Consider the following 18280-nt stretch of genomic DNA (forward strand, 5'->3'; position numbering starts at 1 on the left):
CATGGCAACTGGCTATAAGGATTCAAAACTGAAAGTATTCTCACTGAACTCAAACCCTGAACTGGCGAAAGAAATAGCTGATAACATCGGAGTAGACCTTGGTGAATGTACAGTCACGAGCTTTAGTGACGGTGAGATTCAAATTAATATCGAAGAAAGTATCCGTGGCTGCGATGTTTATGTCGTCCAATCTACTTGTGAGCCAGTCAATCAGCATATCATGGAATTATTGATTATGATTGACGCTTTGAAACGGGCTTCTGCGAGAACGATCAATATCGTCATGCCTTATTATGGCTATGCGAGACAAGACCGTAAAGCACGCGCTCGTGAACCCATTACGGCTAAGCTTGTGGCGGATCTGCTGGAAACAGCTGGAGCTTCCCGTGTCCTTATGCTGGACCTTCACGCCCCGCAGATACAAGGCTTTTTCAACTTGCCTATCGACCACCTGGTCGGAGTTCCGATCCTTTCTGATTACTTCGAAGAAAAGAACTTTGAGGATGTGGTCATCGTTTCTCCGGACCATGGTGGTGTAACACGTGCGCGTAAGATGGCTGACCGCTTGAAAGCGCCGATTGCCATAATCGATAAACGTCGCCCGCGTCCGAACGTCTCTGAAGTGATGAATATCGTTGGTAACATCGAAGGCAAGACAGCTATTCTAATTGATGATATTATTGATACAGCAGGAACGATTACTCTTGCAGCCAACGCCTTAGTTGAAAATGGAGCCAAGGATGTGTACGCTTGTTGTACACACCCGGTCCTTTCTGGTCCAGCCATTGAGCGGATTGATAATTCTAAGATTAAAGAATTAGTCGTTACTAATACAATTCCTCTTGGAGAAGAGAAAACAAGTGATAAAATCACTGAACTATCCGTTGCCGGTTTAATTAGTGAAGCCATCATCCGCGTTCATGAACGTCAATCCATTAGTATTTTGTTCGACTAAAATTTCAGATTTCAGGTTTAACTCTTGTGAAAAACGGGAAACTGATAAAAATGATTGGTAAATTACTGGAGGTTGATTAATTTGGCTATTAATTTGAAAGCAAATCAAAGGCAAAATCTCAAACAATCCGTTACGCGTGATTTACGCTTAGAGGGCGAAGTCCCGAGTGTCGTGTACGGGAAGAATAAAGAACCGATGACGGTTGCTGTTAACAGCATAGAGCTACTTAAAACTGTTCGTGATGAAGGGAAGAACGCAATCATCTCCCTAAATATCGAAGGAAAAGATACAGTAGATGTTATGCTCCATGAATATCAAGTCGATCCTTTGAAGGATGAATTGATTCATGCAGACTTCTATATCGTTGACATGTCAGAAGAGATGGACGTTGAAGTTCCTGTACATCTTGAAGGAGAAGCCGCTGGCTCTAAAGAAGGCGGTGTCGTACAACAACCTCTTTATGAAGTGGCTGTCCGTGCGAAACCTGCAGACATTCCAGAGGAAATCGTTGTCGACATCTCTGAACTGAATATCGGTGACAGTGTTATGGTTAGTGACTTGAAAGAGGCACGTAAGTATGAAATCACTGAAGATGACAATACGACAATCGTTTCTGTCACTCCTCCGGAAGAGATGCCGGAAGAGCCAGACACAGATAATGCAGATGCAGAGCCTGAAGTCATCAATGAAAAATCAGATGATGAGGAAGAGGACTCTGAAGAGAATTCTGATAAGTAATAAAACGAATTGAATGATTCGGAAAGGGCGTGGCCAAGAAGGCCCGCCCTTTTTCTTAATATAAATTATATAAACCCGGCCAGAGTATGTCATGTACTACATAAGCCATATCTTTATTAGAATCGAACGTGTTATGACAATATTTTTGCTATAGCTTTGATATAATAAAGAAATAGAACAATCCAGTAAAGGAAGTTATGTATGAAGTGTATTGTTGGTCTTGGTAATCCAGGGAAAAAATATGAACAGACCCGGCATAATGTCGGTTTCATGGTGATTGATGAACTAGCTGATAAAAATGGCTGGTCATTGAACCAGAAGAAGTTCAGTGGGATGTACACGATGGAGCGGGTGAACGGTGAAAAGGTCATATTATTGAAACCGCAAACTTACATGAACTTATCTGGTGAATCATTGCGTCCATTAATGGATTATTTCGATATTGAACTGGAAGATGTACTGGTCATCTATGATGATCTTGATTTGCCGCCGGGAAAGATCCGTTTACGGAAAAAAGGCGGTCATGGCGGCCATAACGGCATAAGGAGTATCATTGAGCAATTAGGTACGAAAGAATTCAAACGGCTCCGGATAGGCGTGGGGCGTCCTGAAGGGTCGAAATCCGTTATTGACCATGTATTAGGCAGCTTTACTTCAGAAGAAAAAGAGGCTGTTCGAGAAAGCATTCAACAAGCGACAGATGCTTGTGGAGCCTGGACAACGTACTCATTCAACGAGGTCATGAATGACTACAACGTAAAGTGAACCAGATTTGTCATCGTATAACAGTCAACTATGACGGAGAAACTACATACCATCACCTTTTCTAGGAGGATGGATATGAAAATTCGTTATTTCTGCCGTCATTGTCAAAACCAAGTCGGTGAATTAGACGCTAAGAAAGTGGATGTATCACAGTTGGGATTCGACCTTTTAAATGATGAAGACCAACAGCAAATGGTCCATATGACAACAAGTGGTAACATGGACATAAGGACGATTTGCGATTCGTGCAAAGAATCTCTGGATGAGCATCCACATTATCATGAGTTAGATTTTTTTATTCATTAAATCTTTGCCTTTGGATTATCGAAGGTCGGGATGGTGGAGGAGTTCGTTATGCAAGGTATTAAGGATTATCTATATCCACGGGATGATATTCATTCTGTTGTCGAAGGTTTCCGGTCAGGGATGAAAGAACAGATGGTTGCCGGTTTATCGGGAGCATCAAGAAGTGTACTTCTATCATTGCTGCAAGAGTCTTTGAAAAGACCAGTGATTTTAGTCACACATCAACTGATCCAAGCCCAACAATTGTATGAAGATATGCAAGAATTGACCGACAGTGATCAAGTTCACCTTTATCCAGTCAACGAGCTGATTGCCTCGGAGATCGCGGTTGCTAGTCCGGAGCTTAGAAGTCAACGAATCGACGCACTTAGTCAATGGTTGAATCAAGAATCGGGAATATTAATCGCACCTGTGGCTGCCCTGAAACGGATGATGCCACCGAAAGCATACTGGGAGCATAATCAGCTCCCTTTTCGTGTTGGAGAAGAAATCAATTTGGATACTTATCTGGAACGGTTTGTAAGTATGGGGTATGAACGGACGGAAATGGTAGCTACACCAGGGGAGTTTTCCGTGCGTGGAGGAATCATGGATGTCTATCCACTTACCGCTGAATTCCCTTACCGTATTGAATTGTTTGATACAGAAGTGGATTCGATCCGCACATTCGATTCAGAAACGCAGCGCTCCCATGAAAAGGTGGAGGCAGTTACCATCGGCCCTGCTACAGAGCTGCTTTTAACAGCGGAAGATTTCACACGTGCGTATCACAGGCTGGAAGAGGCCCTCGGTCATTCCCTGAAAAAGTTGACAAAGCCAGAAGCAAAGGAAACGTTGACCCAAGTAATTGAGCATGATTTGGATCGGTTGAAGCAACAGGACCGGTTCCAGGAAATGTATAAATATATCGGGTATTTCTATGAAGAACCTGTGAGTTTACTAGATTATTTACCTGAGAACGGTATCATGGTGCTTGATGAGATGAGCCGGATTCAGGAAACAGCCAACCGTTTAGATCAAGAAGAGGCAGAGTGGCATCAAAGCTTACTGGAAGTCAATCAAACAGTACGTCAGCTCAATATATCTTTTGATTGGCAGGACGCCTGGGCAAAAATGGAGCATCCTCGTTTATATCTGTCGGTGTTCATGCGTCATATTCCCAATACTCAGCCTCAGAATGTCGTCAATATATCAAGTCGTCAAATGCAGCAATTCCACGGCCAGATGAACTTATTGAAAAATGAAATGGACCGCTGGATAAAGCAGGATTATTCAGTCATCATACTTGCGCCTGATGGAAACAGAAGGGAAAAGATACAGAGCGTTCTTGAGGATTATGAGATGGAAGCAGTTATCGCTAAAGATGAAATTAGTCTTCCTTTAGTCAAACCTACGATTATCACAGGGAATATTAGCAGCGGCTTTGAATGGCCGATGCATAAGCTTGCTGTACTTACCGAAAACGAATTGTTCAAGAAACGGACAGCCAAACCGAAACGGAAGCAAAAACTTACGAATGCAGAGCGGATCAAGAACTATCAGGAATTGAAAGTCGGCGATTATATTGTTCATGCGAGCCATGGCATCGGTAAATATCTAGGAATTGAAACCTTGAAGATGGGCGGCAACCATAAAGACTTTCTTATGGTCCAATACTCAGGTAACGATAAGCTTTATGTGCCGATCGACCAAATTGATCTGATTCAAAAATATGTCGGTTCAGAAGGTAAGGAACCGAAAGTATATAAACTTGGCGGAAGCGAATGGAAAAAAGTGAAAAGCCGAGTCCAATCTTCGGTAGAGGATATTGCAGACGACTTAATCCAGCTTTATGCGGAGCGGGAAGCTTCTAGAGGGCATGCCTTCACGGAGGATGGAGAGATGCAGCGCGATTTTGAAGCGGCTTTCCCATACGAAGAAACAGAAGACCAAGTCCGCTGTATTGAAGAAATCAAAACCGATATGGAACGTATCCAGCCTATGGATCGATTGCTCTGTGGTGATGTAGGCTATGGTAAAACGGAGGTTGCGATTCGAGCAGCCTTTAAAGCCATTGTGGAAGGTAAACAAGTAGCCTTGCTGGTGCCGACGACCATTCTTGCTCAACAACACTATGAAACCCTTCAGGAGCGCTTCCAGGGCTTCGGTATTAATATAGGCTTGATGAGCCGTTTCCGGACGAAGAAGCAGCAAAAAGAGACGACTGATCGTTTGCGGAAAGGTTTGGTTGATGTCGTAGTCGGCACACACCGTATTCTTTCCAAGGATGTCCAGTTCAAGGACTTAGGTTTATTGATTGTGGATGAAGAGCAGCGCTTTGGGGTGAAACACAAAGAAAAAATCAAACAATTGAAGCATAATGTCGATGTACTGACATTGACTGCCACACCGATTCCCCGGACTTTGCATATGTCGATGCTTGGGGTAAGGGATTTGTCAGTTATAGAAACGCCGCCTGCCAACCGTTTTCCCATTCAGACCTATGTATTGGAGTACAACCCGATTTTTCTCAGAGAAGCGGTGGAAAGAGAGATGGCTCGAGACGGACAAGTGTTCTTTTTGTTCAACCGTGTAGAGAATATTGAACGGATGTCCCAAGAGATATCTGCTTTAGTGCCTGAAGCCCGCGTGGCCTTTGCTCATGGTCAAATGAATGAAACAGAACTGGAAAATGTCATGTTCTCCTTCCTGGAAGGGGAGTTTGATGTTCTAGTCAGTACGACCATCATAGAAACAGGCGTCGATATCCCGAATGTGAATACGCTAATCGTTTATGATGCGGATCGTATGGGCCTTAGTCAGTTGTACCAGTTGCGAGGGAGAGTAGGGCGCTCTAATCGGGTGGCATATGCTTACTTCACATATCAAAAGGATAAAGTATTAACGGAAGTAGCGGAAAAAAGACTCCAGGCAATAAAGGAATTTACTGAGCTTGGTTCTGGATTTAAAATTGCCATGCGTGACTTATCTATTCGTGGAGCCGGAAATCTACTAGGGGCCCAGCAACACGGGTATATCGATTCTGTAGGGTTCGACATGTACTCGCAAATGTTGAAAGATGCGATAGAAGCGAAACGTCAAGGCAAGGAACCGGAAGCGATCCAGCCTTTCCAGCCTGAACTGGACATGATGGTAGATGCTTATATTCCAGATGACTATATTGCTGATGAGAAACAGAAAATAGATATGTATAAGCAGTTTCAAGCAATCGAATCTCTGGAGGATATCCATGACCTTAGAGACGAATTAATCGATCGTTTCGGGGAATATCCAGAAGAAGTAGAAAATTTGTTCCGTGTTTCATCTATACGTTTACATGCAAAGAGGTCCCGTATCGAATCTGTCACAGAGAAGAAAAAGAAAATCGAAATGTTGATGGAATCCGACCAAAGTCAGCAAATCGATGGATCCAAACTGTTTGAATTCGCCAATCAATACGGAAGGATGGTTCAACTCGGGACAGAAGACAGCCAGTTGAAAGCAACGATTACCTGGGACCGCAAAAGTGAATGGAAACGCTACGAGATCGTGGAAGAGTTTATCAGTAAGCTTCCTGAAATGATGAGAGAAACTACTACAGCTTAATGAACACCCCATCCGATAAGGATGGGGTTTTACTTTGAAAAGAGGTTACCGGCGGATGTTGATTTTCGGCGTGGCCAGCACCACTTTATCTTCAGCCAGACCCTGAGGTCATCATCTTTATGAGGGTGATGACCTTATTAAATATGCAAAAAAGACATCCATTACGTATTTTACCCCGAGTTTTTGTTCAGGATGATGCTACCTCGCGTGAAAATCTTACATTTTTTATGAAAAAATCCATACAAAGGACGTATAGGTTTTTTCTGCTGAATCATACTATCCTTAATCACCCGCTTATTCTGCTTGCGCTTCATCAGGAGAATGGAAGGAATTCATCACAGTAAAAGGAGGCAGCATAGAGAATGAAAGCAACTGGTATTGTTCGTCGTATTGATGATTTAGGTCGTGTGGTTATCCCGAAAGAAATTCGCCGTACGTTGAGGATACGAGAAGGAGATCCGCTGGAAATTTTCGTAGACCGCGAAGGTGAAGTAATTTTGAAAAAGTACTCACCAATAAGTGAATTGGGTGATTTTGCGAAAGAATATGCAGAAGCCCTTAGTGAATCTTTAGAAGTTCCTGTGTTGATTTGCGATAGAGATGAGTATATAGCGGTGGCCGGCAGTGCTAAGAAGGATTATATGAATCGATCCATTGGCGCGAAGGCTGAAGAGGTCATGGATGCTAGAAGCATGTCCTTCGAAAAGCACCCGGATCCAGTAGAGTTTATCCGAGGGCAAGAAGAAGATGTCATATCATACCTTATCTATCCTATTATCGCCCAGGGAGATCCTATAGGATGTGTAGTCGCGTTCAATAAAGAAGGTTCCCCGCTTGATGAAAGTACAACAAAAGCTGTGCAGACAGCAGCAAGCTTTTTAGCTAAACAAATGGAGTAATAACGTAGGTCAGGTCCGTGCGGGTAAGGGATCTGGCCTTTATATATGATATAATGAATGCTCTGAATACATATAATTAGAAAGGGTCCAAAATGACCAAATCTCGTAATCGTACCGTACTCCAGGGAGCACTTATATTATCGTTTGCTGGTTTGCTCAGCAAAATCATAAGCGCAGGGTATCGGGTCCCGTTGCAGAATTTAACAGGGGATCTGGGATTTTATATTTACCAGCAAGTTTACCCGATTTTAGGCATGGCTTTAATTTTATCTTTGTATGGATTTCCTGCTGCTATTTCAAAACTGGTTTCTGAACTAGAGGAAAACAGAAATCCTCTATCTATCCCTTCTTTTTATTTTCCGGTTTTCTTCTGGTTGATGGGGGTATCCGGGCTGATTTTCCTTTTAGGATATACACAAGCGCCGGGAATCGCTGAAATCATGGGAGATGAAAAACTGGTTCCTTCTATCAGAGCTTCCTTTTTTGCTTTTTTAATGGTGCCTTTCGTCTCTCTTTTTCGTGGTGTGTTTCAAGGGAAGAATCATATGGCCCCTACGGCTGTATCCCAAATTGTTGAACAAATCTTTCGTGTCACCGTCATCATTACCACATCCGTTCTAGTTGCAAGAGGACAAGATGCTTATTCGATAGGCATCGGTGCTGCTTGGGGATCTATATCAGGTGCTGTCGGAGCGGCTTTATTATTAGGAGGCTGGCTAAGGAAAAGTCGACGGGTATGGACATGGGACCGTTGGAAAGGCACTACATCCTATATGAAAACAATCTTCTTCTATGGGGTGTTTATTTGCCTGAACTATATGTTATTGCTTTCATTGCAGCTCGTGGATGCTTTCACATTGGTTCCAAGTCTTGTGAAAACAGAAGTGGGAATCGATTCAGCTCGTTTATTGAAAGGAATATTCGATCGCGGACAGCCTTTGATCCAGTTAGGTACGGTACTTGCTTCTTCCATCGCATTAGCTTTGATCCCTTCTGTTACAAGAAAACGATTGAACAACGACTTTGAGAGAGTGGAAAATGCCATTTTAAGTGCTGTGAAGGTCACAGTCATGATTGCGTTTGGGGCTACAGCTGGTTTGGTTTTTCTATTTCCGTTGATAAATGAGGCCTTTTTTCAGGATTCACAGGGGACAGGTCCTTTGCGAATGTTGATGCTTGTCATTGTAGGTAGTTCAATTTCGATTACGATGTCATCTGTTCTGCAAGGGCTCGATTATGTACAACAAACAGCTCTGGTAGTATTAGGTGGACTCGTAGTGAAAACAGCAGGGAACCTGATATTGATCCCTTCAATAGGGTTATATGGATCTGCGCTGGCTTCTATAATGGCTGTTACTTTTGTTTTGGTTGGAAATGTCGTAATCTTAAGACAAGAAATCTCTATGCGAAAATGGTTATCCTTACCTTTGGTGCCGATTGTCTTTTCAACCATGGGGATGGTTATCGGGTTACAAATTCTAAGCACCTTTGTGCAATTATTTTGGTTCCCTGACCATCGCCTTACTTTATTGATTTATCTTTTAATCCTTACCGGTGTGGGAGCAATGATTTATTTGATCCTCTTGCTTCGTCTCGGGGGTTTTTCCAATAATGAAGTCGAAACGTTACCTTTTCATGAACAATTCATAAAACTATTGCCGAAAGGAATGAAGTAATGAATACCATTAAAGTACTCGGTCTTGGAGCGGCCGACATGGATCAGCTACCGCTCGGTGTATATCGAGAGCTGATCAGGACAGATGCTCCTCTTTATGTTCGAACAAGTAAACACCCTGTCATTCAAGAGTTACAAAATGAAGGAGTGGCATGGGAGAGCTTTGATGAAATTTATGAAGCCCACCATCAATTTGGTGATGTATATATGGAAATTGTCAATCAGCTGGTCCGTGCGGCTCAAGAAGCGGATATCCTTTATGCTGTCCCTGGCCACCCGATGTTAGCAGAGCGGACGGTCCAATTGTTGATCGAACAAAGAGAGGCCGGTATGATAAAGCTCGATATCCAAGGTGGTCAAAGCTTTTTGGATGCTACCTTCACAGCTCTGGAAATTGATCCTGTCGAAGGGTTTCAGTTTATCGATGCTACAGATATGCGCCGTGAGCAGTTACAATATTTAAATCATACGATATTATGCCAGGTCTACGATTCGATGATTGCTTCTGAAGTGAAATTGACACTTCTTGAAGACCTTACCCCTGATTATCCTGTGACCATCGTCACAGCAGCAGGCAGTGATCAGGAAAAAATCATGACTGTCCCTTTGGAAGAACTGGATCGGAATGTTGAAATAGACAACCTGACAAGTGTTTATATCCCTCCAGTAGAGAAAGATCAACTCAACCACCAGTTCTTCCGGTTAAGGGAAGTCATTCGGATATTAAGAAGCCCCGAAGGCTGTCCGTGGGATCGGAAACAAACCAATGAATCCCTGAGGAAATATATGATTGAAGAAGCGTATGAGTTCATTGATGCGGTTAATCGCAGAGACGATGATCATATGGTTGAGGAATTGGGAGATGTTCTGCTTCAAGTAATGTTGCATAGTCAAATTGGGGAAGATGAAGGATATTTTACAGTCGATGACGTAATTATATCGATAACGGAGAAAATGATCCGTCGTCACCCGCACGTATTCGGAGAAACCAATGTGGAAAATGCCGATGAAGTCATTACCAACTGGGATGCCATCAAACAACAAGAAAAAGGTGGACAGCCTCTCTCTATCCTTAGTTCAGTGCCTGAAAGTTTTCCGGCACTCCTGCAAACGGAGGAGCTGCAGAAGAAGGCAGCTAAAGTCGGGTTTGATTGGAACACTGTCGACCCCGTCCTTGGAAAAGTAGAGGAAGAATGGCGGGAATTCCAAGAAGCACGTGATTCTGGAAACCGGGAAGAAATGGAGAAAGAGTTCGGTGATTGGTTATTTGCCATTGCTAATTTAGCACGGCACTATAAGATCAGTAGTGAAAATGCCCTTCAACGGACGAATAGAAAATTCAGGACTCGGCTATCTTGGATGGAAAAGGAAGCAGCTAAAGATGAACGGACTTTGGAAGATTACGAGTTGGATTCTTTAGAAGAGTTGTGGGTTCAAGCGAAAGCAAAACATAAAGGAGCGGAATAAATGATGCGTTTGGATAAATTTCTGAAGATTTCAAGGTTGATCAAGAGACGTACCTTAGCAAAAGAAGTGGCTGACCAAGGGCGTATTCGTATAAATGGAGAACAAAGCAAAGCAGCAAGTAATGTAGCTATCGGTGATGAATTGACAATTCAATTCGGACAAAAAGTTTTGACGATTGAAGTGAAATCCTTGAAAGAAAACGTCAATAAGAATGAAGCGGCAACGCTTTATGAAATTAAAAAAGAAGAACCGGTCAACCAGAATTGAATAGTACGGAAACCACAGCTTGGAAAGGGCTGTGGTTTTTTGTGAAGGAAGAAATTATATCACACGGTGAAAATATTGTGCTGTATAAGCGGGCTTCACTACCCTGATGTTTGTCGAGGCTGATCAAGGCGCTTTCGCATTCGGCACGTCCAGCTACAACGCCTACCCCCTCAAGGTCTTAAGCAAGCCCTTTGCTGTGGCAAAGAACCGCCACTTCAAAGGTTCGCTTAAGCTTGTCGGGGGTGACCAAGGCGTTTCCGCATTCGATGTTCTAATTCTCTTGTTTTTTTCATAGTTTGTACAAGAGAAGGAGGCTGGTATGTGATGGAAGGATTCGAGAAGGTTCAAGGGAATCGGAGTGAGCAACCGGTTGAGCATAATGTTAAGATATGGAACAGAAGAAATATAGAAATTTCAGGTGTAAAAGAAGTGGACAGCTTTGATAGTGAGGAGTTCTTGCTGCAAACATCGATGGGTTATCTTGTGATCCGGGGCAATAATTTGCAGATGAAAAATCTGGATTTGGATTCAGGTGTCGTGTCAATCAAGGGGAAAATATATGAAATGACCTACTTGGACGAGCATCAAGGGGAGAAAGCTAAAGGACTATTTAGCAAGCTCTTCAAATGACTTTGACCACTCAGTTCATCACCATTCTATCCATGCTCGGTGGAGGTTTGTTCGTCGGTGCTGCGTTGGATACGTTCGAAAGGTTATTCCGCAAAAGGAACAAGAGAAGCTGGTTTGAAATAGTTTTTCAATTGGGATTCTGGCTTTTTCAGGCCGCTTTTCTTTTTTATTTGTTGTATTTGGCTAACTATGGGGAATTGAGAGTGTATGTATTTGTGGCGATTGCCTGTGGTTTTGCTGCCTACCGTGCGTTGTTTCAGAACCTTTACTTACGAACGCTTGAAGTATGGGTACGTCTTTGTATGACTATTTTGAGGTTTTTGAGAAAGATGATTTATTATTTATTTTTCCTCCCCTCGAAAACCATCATTTTACTTATTATTTCTTTACTTCTTGGCGTTTATAAGATACTTTTAAAGGGTATCATTATATTGTTTCTTGTCATATTTTATCCAATCCGGGTATTTTTTCTGGTCATTTGGCGGTTCTTGCCGAAAAACATGAAAATTTACTTAAGGCATTTAGCAGGTTTTTTGGATAAAATAAAGAATACTATGAAGAACTGGATGAAACGAATCCAAAAGTAAAGGAGGCCAAACGCACATGGCAAAGGGACAGTCGGAGTCGGTAGCACGTCTGGATTCTACATACATGAAGCACTACGATGCCTATCTGGACAGACATCAAAGAAAAAAGAAGCGCTTAATTCGCCGTCTTGTTATGTTTGCCCTGTTAGTGGCGATTGTTAGTGGCTCCATGGTGATGTATCATATGAAACAACAAGCTTTGTACTCTGAAAAACATGAGCAATACGAACAACTACAACAACAAATGAGTGCTTTGAAGGAAGAGGAAAAAGGTTTAGAGCAGGAGATTGAACTTCTGAATGACGAGGAATACGTATTGCAAATTGCGAGGACGAATTATTTCTTTTCCAAAGAGGGAGAAATCATCTTTAAAATGCCTAATGAGGACCCGTCATATTGACACTCTTTTCAAAGCTTATATATAATATATAGGAACGATACTTTTTTTTATCGAAATTTTAAGGAGGAGCAATTTTTTTATGTCAATTGAAGTAGGCAGCAAGCTGCAGGGTAAGGTAACGGGAATCACTAATTTCGGAGCGTTCGTCGAGCTTCCAGATGGTAAGACGGGGCTGGTTCACATTAGTGAAGTTGCCGACAACTATGTTAAAGACATTAATGAACACTTAAGCCAGGGAGACCAGGTGGAAGTGAAAGTCATCAATGTCGGAGATGATGGAAAGATCGGACTCTCCATTAAAAAAGCAAAAGAAAACAACCGAAGCCGTCGTCCGTCTAAACCTCGTAAACCGGCTGAATCATTCGAACAAAAGATGAACAATTTTATTAAGGATAGCGACGAACGTCTGGCATCATTGAAAAAGCACACGGAATCCAAACGTGGAGGTCGAGGTTCTAAAAGAGGATAGCTTGCTGTCTAGGACAATGAGTAAAAGGTGCGCGTCTTTCATATAAAAGAACAGATCCATTTTGGATCTGTTCTTTTTTAATTCTATTGTTATTACTTAAACGTGCAAGATTGTTGAAGACTCGATTCCGAGGTGAGGGGGTTCGTTACCTAATAAGGTATAGGGATGGCTCTGAAATAACTCGCTTTCCTGCGGGGGAACTGGCAAGGCCACTCGGTCATTCACACTCCCTGTGGGGTCTCGCCTAGTTCCTTCTCCCGCGGGAGTCTCGTCATTTCAAAGCCACCCCATTCAACATGGAATGAACGACGCCATAAGCTTAGAGGGAAGCGTCCTTCAGCACGTTTTTCACTCTTGAAGCGTTCTGGGCAATTGAAGCAGAGCATCCGGAGATGTTTCCACCCCCATCGGTCCCTTGCGATATCCGTTTCTCAAAATCACTTGAGGATGAAACTGCCCTTAATGAGGTGAATAAATTATACTTTAGCGCTGCTGTGATCATTGCATTTTCCTCAAAAGCTCCCTATAAACGAAGGTAGTTTCGAGTATCTTTCAATCGAATGGTGGTTGGGAAAACGGTGAGACTCCTGTGGGATGAACATGATTGGTGAGATCCCGGAAGGCGAAAGCCTGAGGAAGCTCACCACATGCCCACGGAAAGCGATCCGTATTCCCAGCTACCATCTCCACATACAAAAGCCTCGAAACTAAGTCTTCCGGATGTGGGGGGCCTTAATTGAATAGTTCATAGTAAGGGCAGCTATTCGCGTTATATAAAAAGTACAGCAGCTGTTTTTTTCATATGCTTATGGATATAAAAAAGTGCCGCATTCTCTATTATGAGAATGCGGCACTTTTTAGGACAAGAATGTTTCCGATGACCCGTACGGGATTCGAACCCGTGTTACCGCCGTGAAAGGGCGGTGTCTTAACCACTTGACCAACGGGCCTATATGTAGGAAAAAAATAAATGGTAGCGGCGGAGGGGATCGAACCCCCGACCTCACGGGTATGAACCGTACGCTCTAGCCAGCTGAGCTACACCGCCATGTTGGAAAATGTTTTCTCAAAGTCACAAGGAATATAGTACACCATGACAAAAAAACTGTCAACAAAAAATAAAAATATCAGATTAGTCTGTCTATTTCGCTAGGGAATGAGGGAGTTTTTTGGAAACATAAGGGTGTTGCCGGGGTTTAATTTGTAGAAAGAGCCTTTGTTTCTGTGAAAACTATCGAAGTTTTTGTTTCTGCACTCCTGTTGTTTTGACAAAATGCTTGTCCAGCATGTGGTTTAATAGGATTCACACAGAAGGAGTGATGATGATGTTAGGAACAGTTTCAAAACGAGGAAGTCGTCAAGCAGCTGTACGAGGGTCAGGAATCGTTCAAGGGTTACAAAAGGTTTCGTTCGGTGCATTTTCTTTTATGGCGAACAAAGGGGTGTTCCATATGGTGTTGGCCTTATTGTTGGGGCGAGCCATTATTTTATCATCTATGGCCCCTTTTGGAGTCGCATTCCTCGCGGTGATCTGGTGGTTGAAGCGTCCTCTCGTCATACCCGTAACAATTGTAATGGCAGCTGGGGCTTCTACATACAGCTACGGCCATGCGGGTTTCGTTGTGGGGGCTTCCACGACTTTTTTGCTCTTAAGCCTGGCGCTGCACAAAACAAGTCACCCCCAGAGATGGCTGCCGACGCTAGCGCTACTGGCCAGTTTAATTCCGAGAACGGCCAGTTTGGCTTTACTGGATCGTTGGCAGCTGTACGAACTTACTTTGATGTTTGCAGAAGGAGTGCTCAGTTTTATCCTTGTACTTATCTTTATGCAGAGTATTCCTCTTTTAACACCACAACGATTTCAGCCTTCATTGAAAAATGAAGAAATTGTTTGTTTGATTATATTATTGGCATCTGTATTAACAGGCATGATCGGCTGGCAGATCCAGGGTGTGGCCGTGGTCGACGTTTTTGCTAGATATTTAGTTATTTTGCTTGCCTTTACAGCGGGAGCAGCTATCGGTTCAACAGTAGGGGTGGTGACAGGACTCGTGCTGAGCTTATCAAACATGGATCATATCTATCAAATGAGCCTGCTTGCATTTTCAGGCTTGTTAGGAGGTTTATTAAAAGAAGGAAAAAAAGCCGGAGTCAGCGCAGGGCTTATCGTCGGGACACTGCTGATCGGCTTTTATGTAAGCAATGGTGCTGACTTGCCTGCTTCTTTATGGGCTACTGCCTGGGCGGTTGCATTGTTTATGCTGACACCTAACTCTTGGGTCAAACAGTTGTCCAGGTATATTCCGGGTACAGATGAACATCATTCGGAACAACAAAAATACTTACAAAAGGTACGTGATGTCACGGCAGTCAGAGTTGGTAAATTTTCTGATGTTTTTCATGCATTATCCAAAAGTTTCACCCATTTAGAACCCCCTAAGGAGGAGAGTGGAGAAGCAGAAGAGATAGATTATTTTCTAAGCCATGTGACTGAAAAAACATGCCAGTCCTGCTTCAAAAAAGAAAAGTGCTGGGTTAAGCAATTCGATGACACTCACGATCTGATGACAGATTTGATGTCTGAACTGGATGAGAAAGGAGAGCCGAGCAGGATGCTTAGAAAGAACGTCGATCAACACTGTGTGAAATCACAAAAGTTGATTGATACGATGAATCATGAATTATCTTTTTATCATGCAAATAAAGAACTGAAGCGCCAGGTTTTAGAGAGTCGTAAATTTGTAGCGGAGCAGCTTCAAGGCGTTTCAGATGTCATGAATAAATTTGCGGAAGAGATTGTTAAGGAGCGAGAGCACCATGAGCATAAAGAGCAAGTGATCTACCACGCTTTAGAGCGGATGGGGATGGTGATAGAAAAACTGGAAATCTATTCTTTGGATGCAGGAAATATGGACTTGGAATTGGTCGTGGAGATTGATAATTATCGTGGGGAAGGAGCGAAAGTCATCGCACCAGTCTTGTCGGATATATTAGGAGAGACGATCGTCGTTACAATGGAAGAAATCTCTCCATATCCACATGGTAGGTGTTATTTGACGTTTGGTTCTGCAAAACATTATTCTATTGAGCCTGGAGTCGCCCATGCGGCTAAAGGAGGCGGGTTCATTTCAGGGGACAGCTTTACAATGATGGAATTAGGAAGGGGCAAATATGCCCTGGCCATCAGTGATGGGATGGGTAATGGTGAACGCGCACATGAAGAGAGTATGGAAACATTGCGGCTTTTGAAGCAAATCCTGCAATCGGGTATTCAGGAGTCTGTAGCGATTCAGTCTATTAATTCGATTCTTTCATTAAGAACGAATGATGAAATCTTTTCTACACTGGATTTAGCCGTGATTGATCTCCATCAAGCTACATCTAAGTTCGTTAAGGTTGGAAGCACACCAAGCTTTATCAAAAGAGGGGAGCAGATATTCACAGTTGAAGCTGGTAATTTACCGATGGGAATCATTCCGGAAGTCGACGTTGATATGACGAGTGAGCAACTCAAGGCAGGAGACTTCCTTCTTATGATGAGTGATGGCATCTTGGAAGGACCGAAACAAATTGAGAATGTGGAAATGTGGTTAAAGCGGAAAATCAGAGAAATTTCCACTAAAGACCCACAAATGATGGCTGATCTTTTATTAGAAGAGGTAATAAGGACTCAGTCTGGTTCAATAGATGACGATATGACAATTATTGTCGCACGGATCGATCGGTATATGCCGGAGTGGACATCGATTCCTGCAGAGAAAAAAGAGGCCTAGAATAAAGTATAGATTTCCTCCTTTTCGGCGAAGATGGAAGCAACGAAACAGGAGGGATGAATAATATGAAACCAGGCCGATTGAAGCAGATTCTTTTGTTAACGGATGGATGCTCGAACCATGGAGAAGACCCGGTTGTGGTAGCAGCCCTTGCTCGTAACCAGGGAATAACGGTCAATGTGATTGGCGTTCTTGACGATCGGCAAAATGGCAGGCCACAAGGGCTTGAAGAAGTTGAATCGATTGCCGAGGCAGGTGGAGGCGTCAGTCAAATTGTATATCAGAAAAGTTTGTCCCAAACCGTACAAATGGTGACGAGACAAGCCATGACCCAAACGATTCAAGGTGTCGTTAATAAAGAATTACAAGAGATCTTAGGGAAAAATCAAACAATCGAAGAACTTCCACCTGAACAACGGGGGGAAGTAGTTGAAGTTGTGGATGAGTTAGGGGAGCAGTGTGACCTTGAAGTGCTTGTCCTAGTCGATACGAGCGCCAGTATGCATCATAAACTCCCTACTGTGAAGGAAGCATTATTCGATCTTTCCCTAAGTTTGAATGCAAGGTCAGGTTCAAATCAATTTAGTGTGTATGCTTTTCCTGATCCTAAGAAAACGATACGACAAATGGTGGATTGGACTCCGGAGCTTGGTGAAATCCATGGTATATTCTCAAAATTGAACAGTGGCGGGTACACCCCGACCGGTCCTGCGTTGAAAGAAGCATTATACAGTTTTGCAGGAATCCCTTTGCTTGAGCGCATACGAGATGAGGAAGATCCTTATGAAGAAACAGGCTTTTAACCTTTCACCTGGTATGTCAGTGAGGGGTAAGTGGAATGGGCATGTATATACCATCATCAAAAAGCTGGGCTCAGGGGCGTGCGGCACCGTTTTTAAATGCCGCTCCCATCAAGGGGACACGTATGCCCTTAAGGTTGGCGAAGATAGCTCTCGAATGATGTTAGAAGTAAATATGCTCAAGAAATTCAGCAAGGTCCAAGGGGTGAAGCTTGGACCTTATTTTGTTGATGTAGATGATTGGGTGGATGCCACAGGAAAAACTTATCCATTCTATATCATGGAATATGTCGACGGTACCCCGCTCCCTCAATTTTTAAAAGGGAAAACACAAGAATGGGTGGGAATTTGTACAGTTCAGCTGTTATCGGATCTAGAAAACCTCCATAAAGAAGGGTATGTATTCGGGGATTTGAAGACAGATAATTTGTTGATGTCCTCTTCCCGTGTCCGTTGGATTGATGTAGGGGGAGTGACGGCTGTCGGCAGAGCCATTAAAGAATATACAGAGTTCTATGATCGAGGATATTGGGGGATGGGTTCGAGAAAAGCGGAACCATCTTACGACTTATTCGCTGTAACTATGATCATGTTGGAAATGGCTTATCCGCAAAGGTTCGAAAAAAGTTCCCATCCTTTGAAAAAATTAGAAACAAAACTGGCTGCTTCCTCCCTGCTCAAACCTTATCGGCGCTTTATCCAGCAGTGCTGGAAAGGAAAGTTCAAGAATGCATCAGAGATGAAAACTGGATTGTCTGATATTCTCATGAAGCGGCAGAAACCTCTCCCCTCATCTCGTATTAGGAAGAGAAGCGGCAGCGTGGAAGCAGAAGGTGCGGAATTGACAGCTTTATCGATCGTGGCTGGGTTAGTTTTCAGTTTGTCGATTTTTAGTTTTTGGTTTTGATAGGTATTCTTTTGCAGAACGTTAGAAGAGTGATACGATAAGTAGAGATAGACTGAT

At 43.0% G+C, this 18280-nt stretch carries 16 protein-coding genes and 2 tRNA genes; 16 read left to right on the top strand and 2 right to left on the bottom strand.

The window, feature by feature from the left end:
* Position 1: 1 nt before the first annotated feature.
* The 13 genes from ACTWPX_RS20910 to ACTWPX_RS20970 all read left to right on the top strand — a co-directional run bounded on the left by ACTWPX_RS20910 (position 2) and on the right by ACTWPX_RS20970 (position 12743).
* A complete protein-coding gene (locus tag ACTWPX_RS20910) occupies positions 2-955 on the top strand; it encodes a ribose-phosphate diphosphokinase (RefSeq protein WP_128525017.1) in 954 nt (317 codons plus the stop codon).
* 81 nt (positions 956-1036) lie between these two features.
* On the top strand, positions 1037-1693 hold the full coding sequence (locus tag ACTWPX_RS20915) for a 50S ribosomal protein L25/general stress protein Ctc (protein ID WP_443121370.1): 657 nt from the start codon (positions 1037-1039) through the stop codon (positions 1691-1693).
* A gap of 201 nt (positions 1694-1894) precedes the next feature.
* Entirely contained in the window at positions 1895-2458 is a 564-nt protein-coding gene (pth, locus tag ACTWPX_RS20920) for an aminoacyl-tRNA hydrolase (protein WP_443121371.1), read from the top strand.
* 75 nt (positions 2459-2533) lie between these two features.
* Positions 2534-2764: an anti-sigma-F factor Fin family protein gene (locus ACTWPX_RS20925; RefSeq protein WP_128525014.1), complete on the top strand. Its 231-nt coding sequence runs from the start codon at positions 2534-2536 to the stop codon at positions 2762-2764.
* A 48-nt stretch (positions 2765-2812) separates the two neighbouring features.
* Complete coding sequence (gene mfd, locus ACTWPX_RS20930) at positions 2813-6349, top strand: transcription-repair coupling factor (protein ID WP_443121372.1); 3537 nt, start codon at positions 2813-2815, stop codon at positions 6347-6349.
* A 362-nt stretch (positions 6350-6711) separates the two neighbouring features.
* Entirely contained in the window at positions 6712-7248 is a 537-nt protein-coding gene (gene spoVT, locus ACTWPX_RS20935) for a stage V sporulation protein T (RefSeq protein ID WP_443121373.1), read from the top strand.
* Positions 7249-7340: 92 nt separating this feature from the next.
* The gene (locus ACTWPX_RS20940) at positions 7341-8924 is read left to right on the top strand and encodes a putative polysaccharide biosynthesis protein (RefSeq protein WP_443121374.1); all 1584 of its coding nucleotides are present in this window, start codon (positions 7341-7343) and stop codon (positions 8922-8924) included.
* Entirely contained in the window at positions 8924-10390 is a 1467-nt protein-coding gene (gene mazG / locus ACTWPX_RS20945; protein ID WP_443121375.1) for a nucleoside triphosphate pyrophosphohydrolase, read from the top strand. Before ACTWPX_RS20940 ends, mazG begins: the two co-directional genes overlap by 1 nt.
* Positions 10391-10393: 3 nt before the next feature.
* Entirely contained in the window at positions 10394-10657 is a 264-nt protein-coding gene (locus ACTWPX_RS20950; protein WP_443121391.1) for an RNA-binding S4 domain-containing protein, read from the top strand.
* 324 nt (positions 10658-10981) lie between these two features.
* Positions 10982-11287 (top strand): sporulation protein YabP, encoded by a 306-nt coding sequence (gene yabP, locus ACTWPX_RS20955; protein WP_128526864.1) that lies wholly within the window; start codon positions 10982-10984, stop codon positions 11285-11287.
* The gene (gene yabQ, locus ACTWPX_RS20960; RefSeq protein ID WP_443121376.1) at positions 11284-11874 is read left to right on the top strand and encodes a spore cortex biosynthesis protein YabQ; all 591 of its coding nucleotides are present in this window, start codon (positions 11284-11286) and stop codon (positions 11872-11874) included. The genes yabP and yabQ overlap by 4 nt, the downstream gene beginning before the upstream one ends.
* 16 nt (positions 11875-11890) lie before the next feature.
* Positions 11891-12274, top strand: coding sequence for an FtsB family cell division protein (locus ACTWPX_RS20965; protein ID WP_443121377.1), 384 nt, complete (start codon positions 11891-11893; stop codon positions 12272-12274).
* Positions 12275-12353: 79 nt separating this feature from the next.
* Positions 12354-12743, top strand: a complete 390-nt coding sequence (locus ACTWPX_RS20970) for a S1 domain-containing RNA-binding protein (RefSeq protein WP_128525007.1) — start codon at positions 12354-12356, stop codon at positions 12741-12743.
* Between the two features lie 878 nt (positions 12744-13621).
* On the opposite strand, the gene ACTWPX_RS20975 is transcribed toward ACTWPX_RS20970, so the two are convergent.
* A tRNA-Glu gene (locus ACTWPX_RS20975) sits at positions 13622-13693 on the bottom strand.
* 21 nt (positions 13694-13714) lie between these two features.
* Positions 13715-13791 (bottom strand) — tRNA-Met (locus ACTWPX_RS20980).
* Positions 13792-14068: 277 nt separating this feature from the next.
* On the opposite strand from ACTWPX_RS20980, the gene spoIIE reads away from it, so the two are divergent.
* The 3 genes from spoIIE to ACTWPX_RS20995 all read left to right on the top strand — a co-directional run bounded on the left by spoIIE (position 14069) and on the right by ACTWPX_RS20995 (position 18223).
* Positions 14069-16516, top strand: a complete 2448-nt coding sequence (spoIIE, locus tag ACTWPX_RS20985; protein ID WP_443121378.1) for a stage II sporulation protein E — start codon at positions 14069-14071, stop codon at positions 16514-16516.
* Between the two features lie 65 nt (positions 16517-16581).
* Positions 16582-17319: a VWA domain-containing protein gene (locus tag ACTWPX_RS20990; RefSeq protein ID WP_443121379.1), complete on the top strand. Its 738-nt coding sequence runs from the start codon at positions 16582-16584 to the stop codon at positions 17317-17319.
* Positions 17300-18223 carry a protein kinase domain-containing protein gene (locus ACTWPX_RS20995; protein ID WP_443121380.1) on the top strand — a complete coding sequence of 308 codons (924 nt, stop codon included), beginning with the start codon at positions 17300-17302 and terminating at the stop codon, positions 18221-18223. Before ACTWPX_RS20990 ends, ACTWPX_RS20995 begins: the two co-directional genes overlap by 20 nt.
* Positions 18224-18280 lie beyond the last annotated feature (57 nt).

The organism is Halobacillus sp. H74, assembly GCF_052246715.1.
Lineage (GTDB): Bacteria > Bacillota > Bacilli > Bacillales > Halobacillaceae > Halobacillus > Halobacillus litoralis_A.

What these genes read in the sequence shown, in the direction of transcription:
- ACTWPX_RS20965 (WP_443121377.1), top strand. Translation starts at nt 11,891, where the DNA reads ATGGCAAAGGGACAGTCGGAGTCGGTAGCACGTCTGGATTCTACATAC.
- ACTWPX_RS20910 (WP_128525017.1), top strand. Translation starts at nt 2, where the DNA reads ATGGCAACTGGCTATAAGGATTCAAAACTGAAAGTATTCTCACTGAAC.
- spoVT (WP_443121373.1), top strand. Translation starts at nt 6,712, where the DNA reads ATGAAAGCAACTGGTATTGTTCGTCGTATTGATGATTTAGGTCGTGTG.
- mfd (WP_443121372.1), top strand. Translation starts at nt 2,813, where the DNA reads ATGCAAGGTATTAAGGATTATCTATATCCACGGGATGATATTCATTCT.
- ACTWPX_RS20925 (WP_128525014.1), top strand. Translation starts at nt 2,534, where the DNA reads ATGAAAATTCGTTATTTCTGCCGTCATTGTCAAAACCAAGTCGGTGAA.
- pth (WP_443121371.1), top strand. Translation starts at nt 1,895, where the DNA reads ATGAAGTGTATTGTTGGTCTTGGTAATCCAGGGAAAAAATATGAACAG.
- mazG (WP_443121375.1), top strand. Translation starts at nt 8,924, where the DNA reads ATGAATACCATTAAAGTACTCGGTCTTGGAGCGGCCGACATGGATCAG.
- ACTWPX_RS20940 (WP_443121374.1), top strand. Translation starts at nt 7,341, where the DNA reads ATGACCAAATCTCGTAATCGTACCGTACTCCAGGGAGCACTTATATTA.
- yabQ (WP_443121376.1), top strand. Translation starts at nt 11,284, where the DNA reads ATGACTTTGACCACTCAGTTCATCACCATTCTATCCATGCTCGGTGGA.
- ACTWPX_RS20995 (WP_443121380.1), top strand. Translation starts at nt 17,300, where the DNA reads ATGAAGAAACAGGCTTTTAACCTTTCACCTGGTATGTCAGTGAGGGGT.
- yabP (WP_128526864.1), top strand. Translation starts at nt 10,982, where the DNA reads ATGGAAGGATTCGAGAAGGTTCAAGGGAATCGGAGTGAGCAACCGGTT.
- ACTWPX_RS20970 (WP_128525007.1), top strand. Translation starts at nt 12,354, where the DNA reads ATGTCAATTGAAGTAGGCAGCAAGCTGCAGGGTAAGGTAACGGGAATC.
- spoIIE (WP_443121378.1), top strand. Translation starts at nt 14,069, where the DNA reads ATGTTAGGAACAGTTTCAAAACGAGGAAGTCGTCAAGCAGCTGTACGA.
- ACTWPX_RS20990 (WP_443121379.1), top strand. Translation starts at nt 16,582, where the DNA reads ATGAAACCAGGCCGATTGAAGCAGATTCTTTTGTTAACGGATGGATGC.
- ACTWPX_RS20950 (WP_443121391.1), top strand. Translation starts at nt 10,394, where the DNA reads ATGCGTTTGGATAAATTTCTGAAGATTTCAAGGTTGATCAAGAGACGT.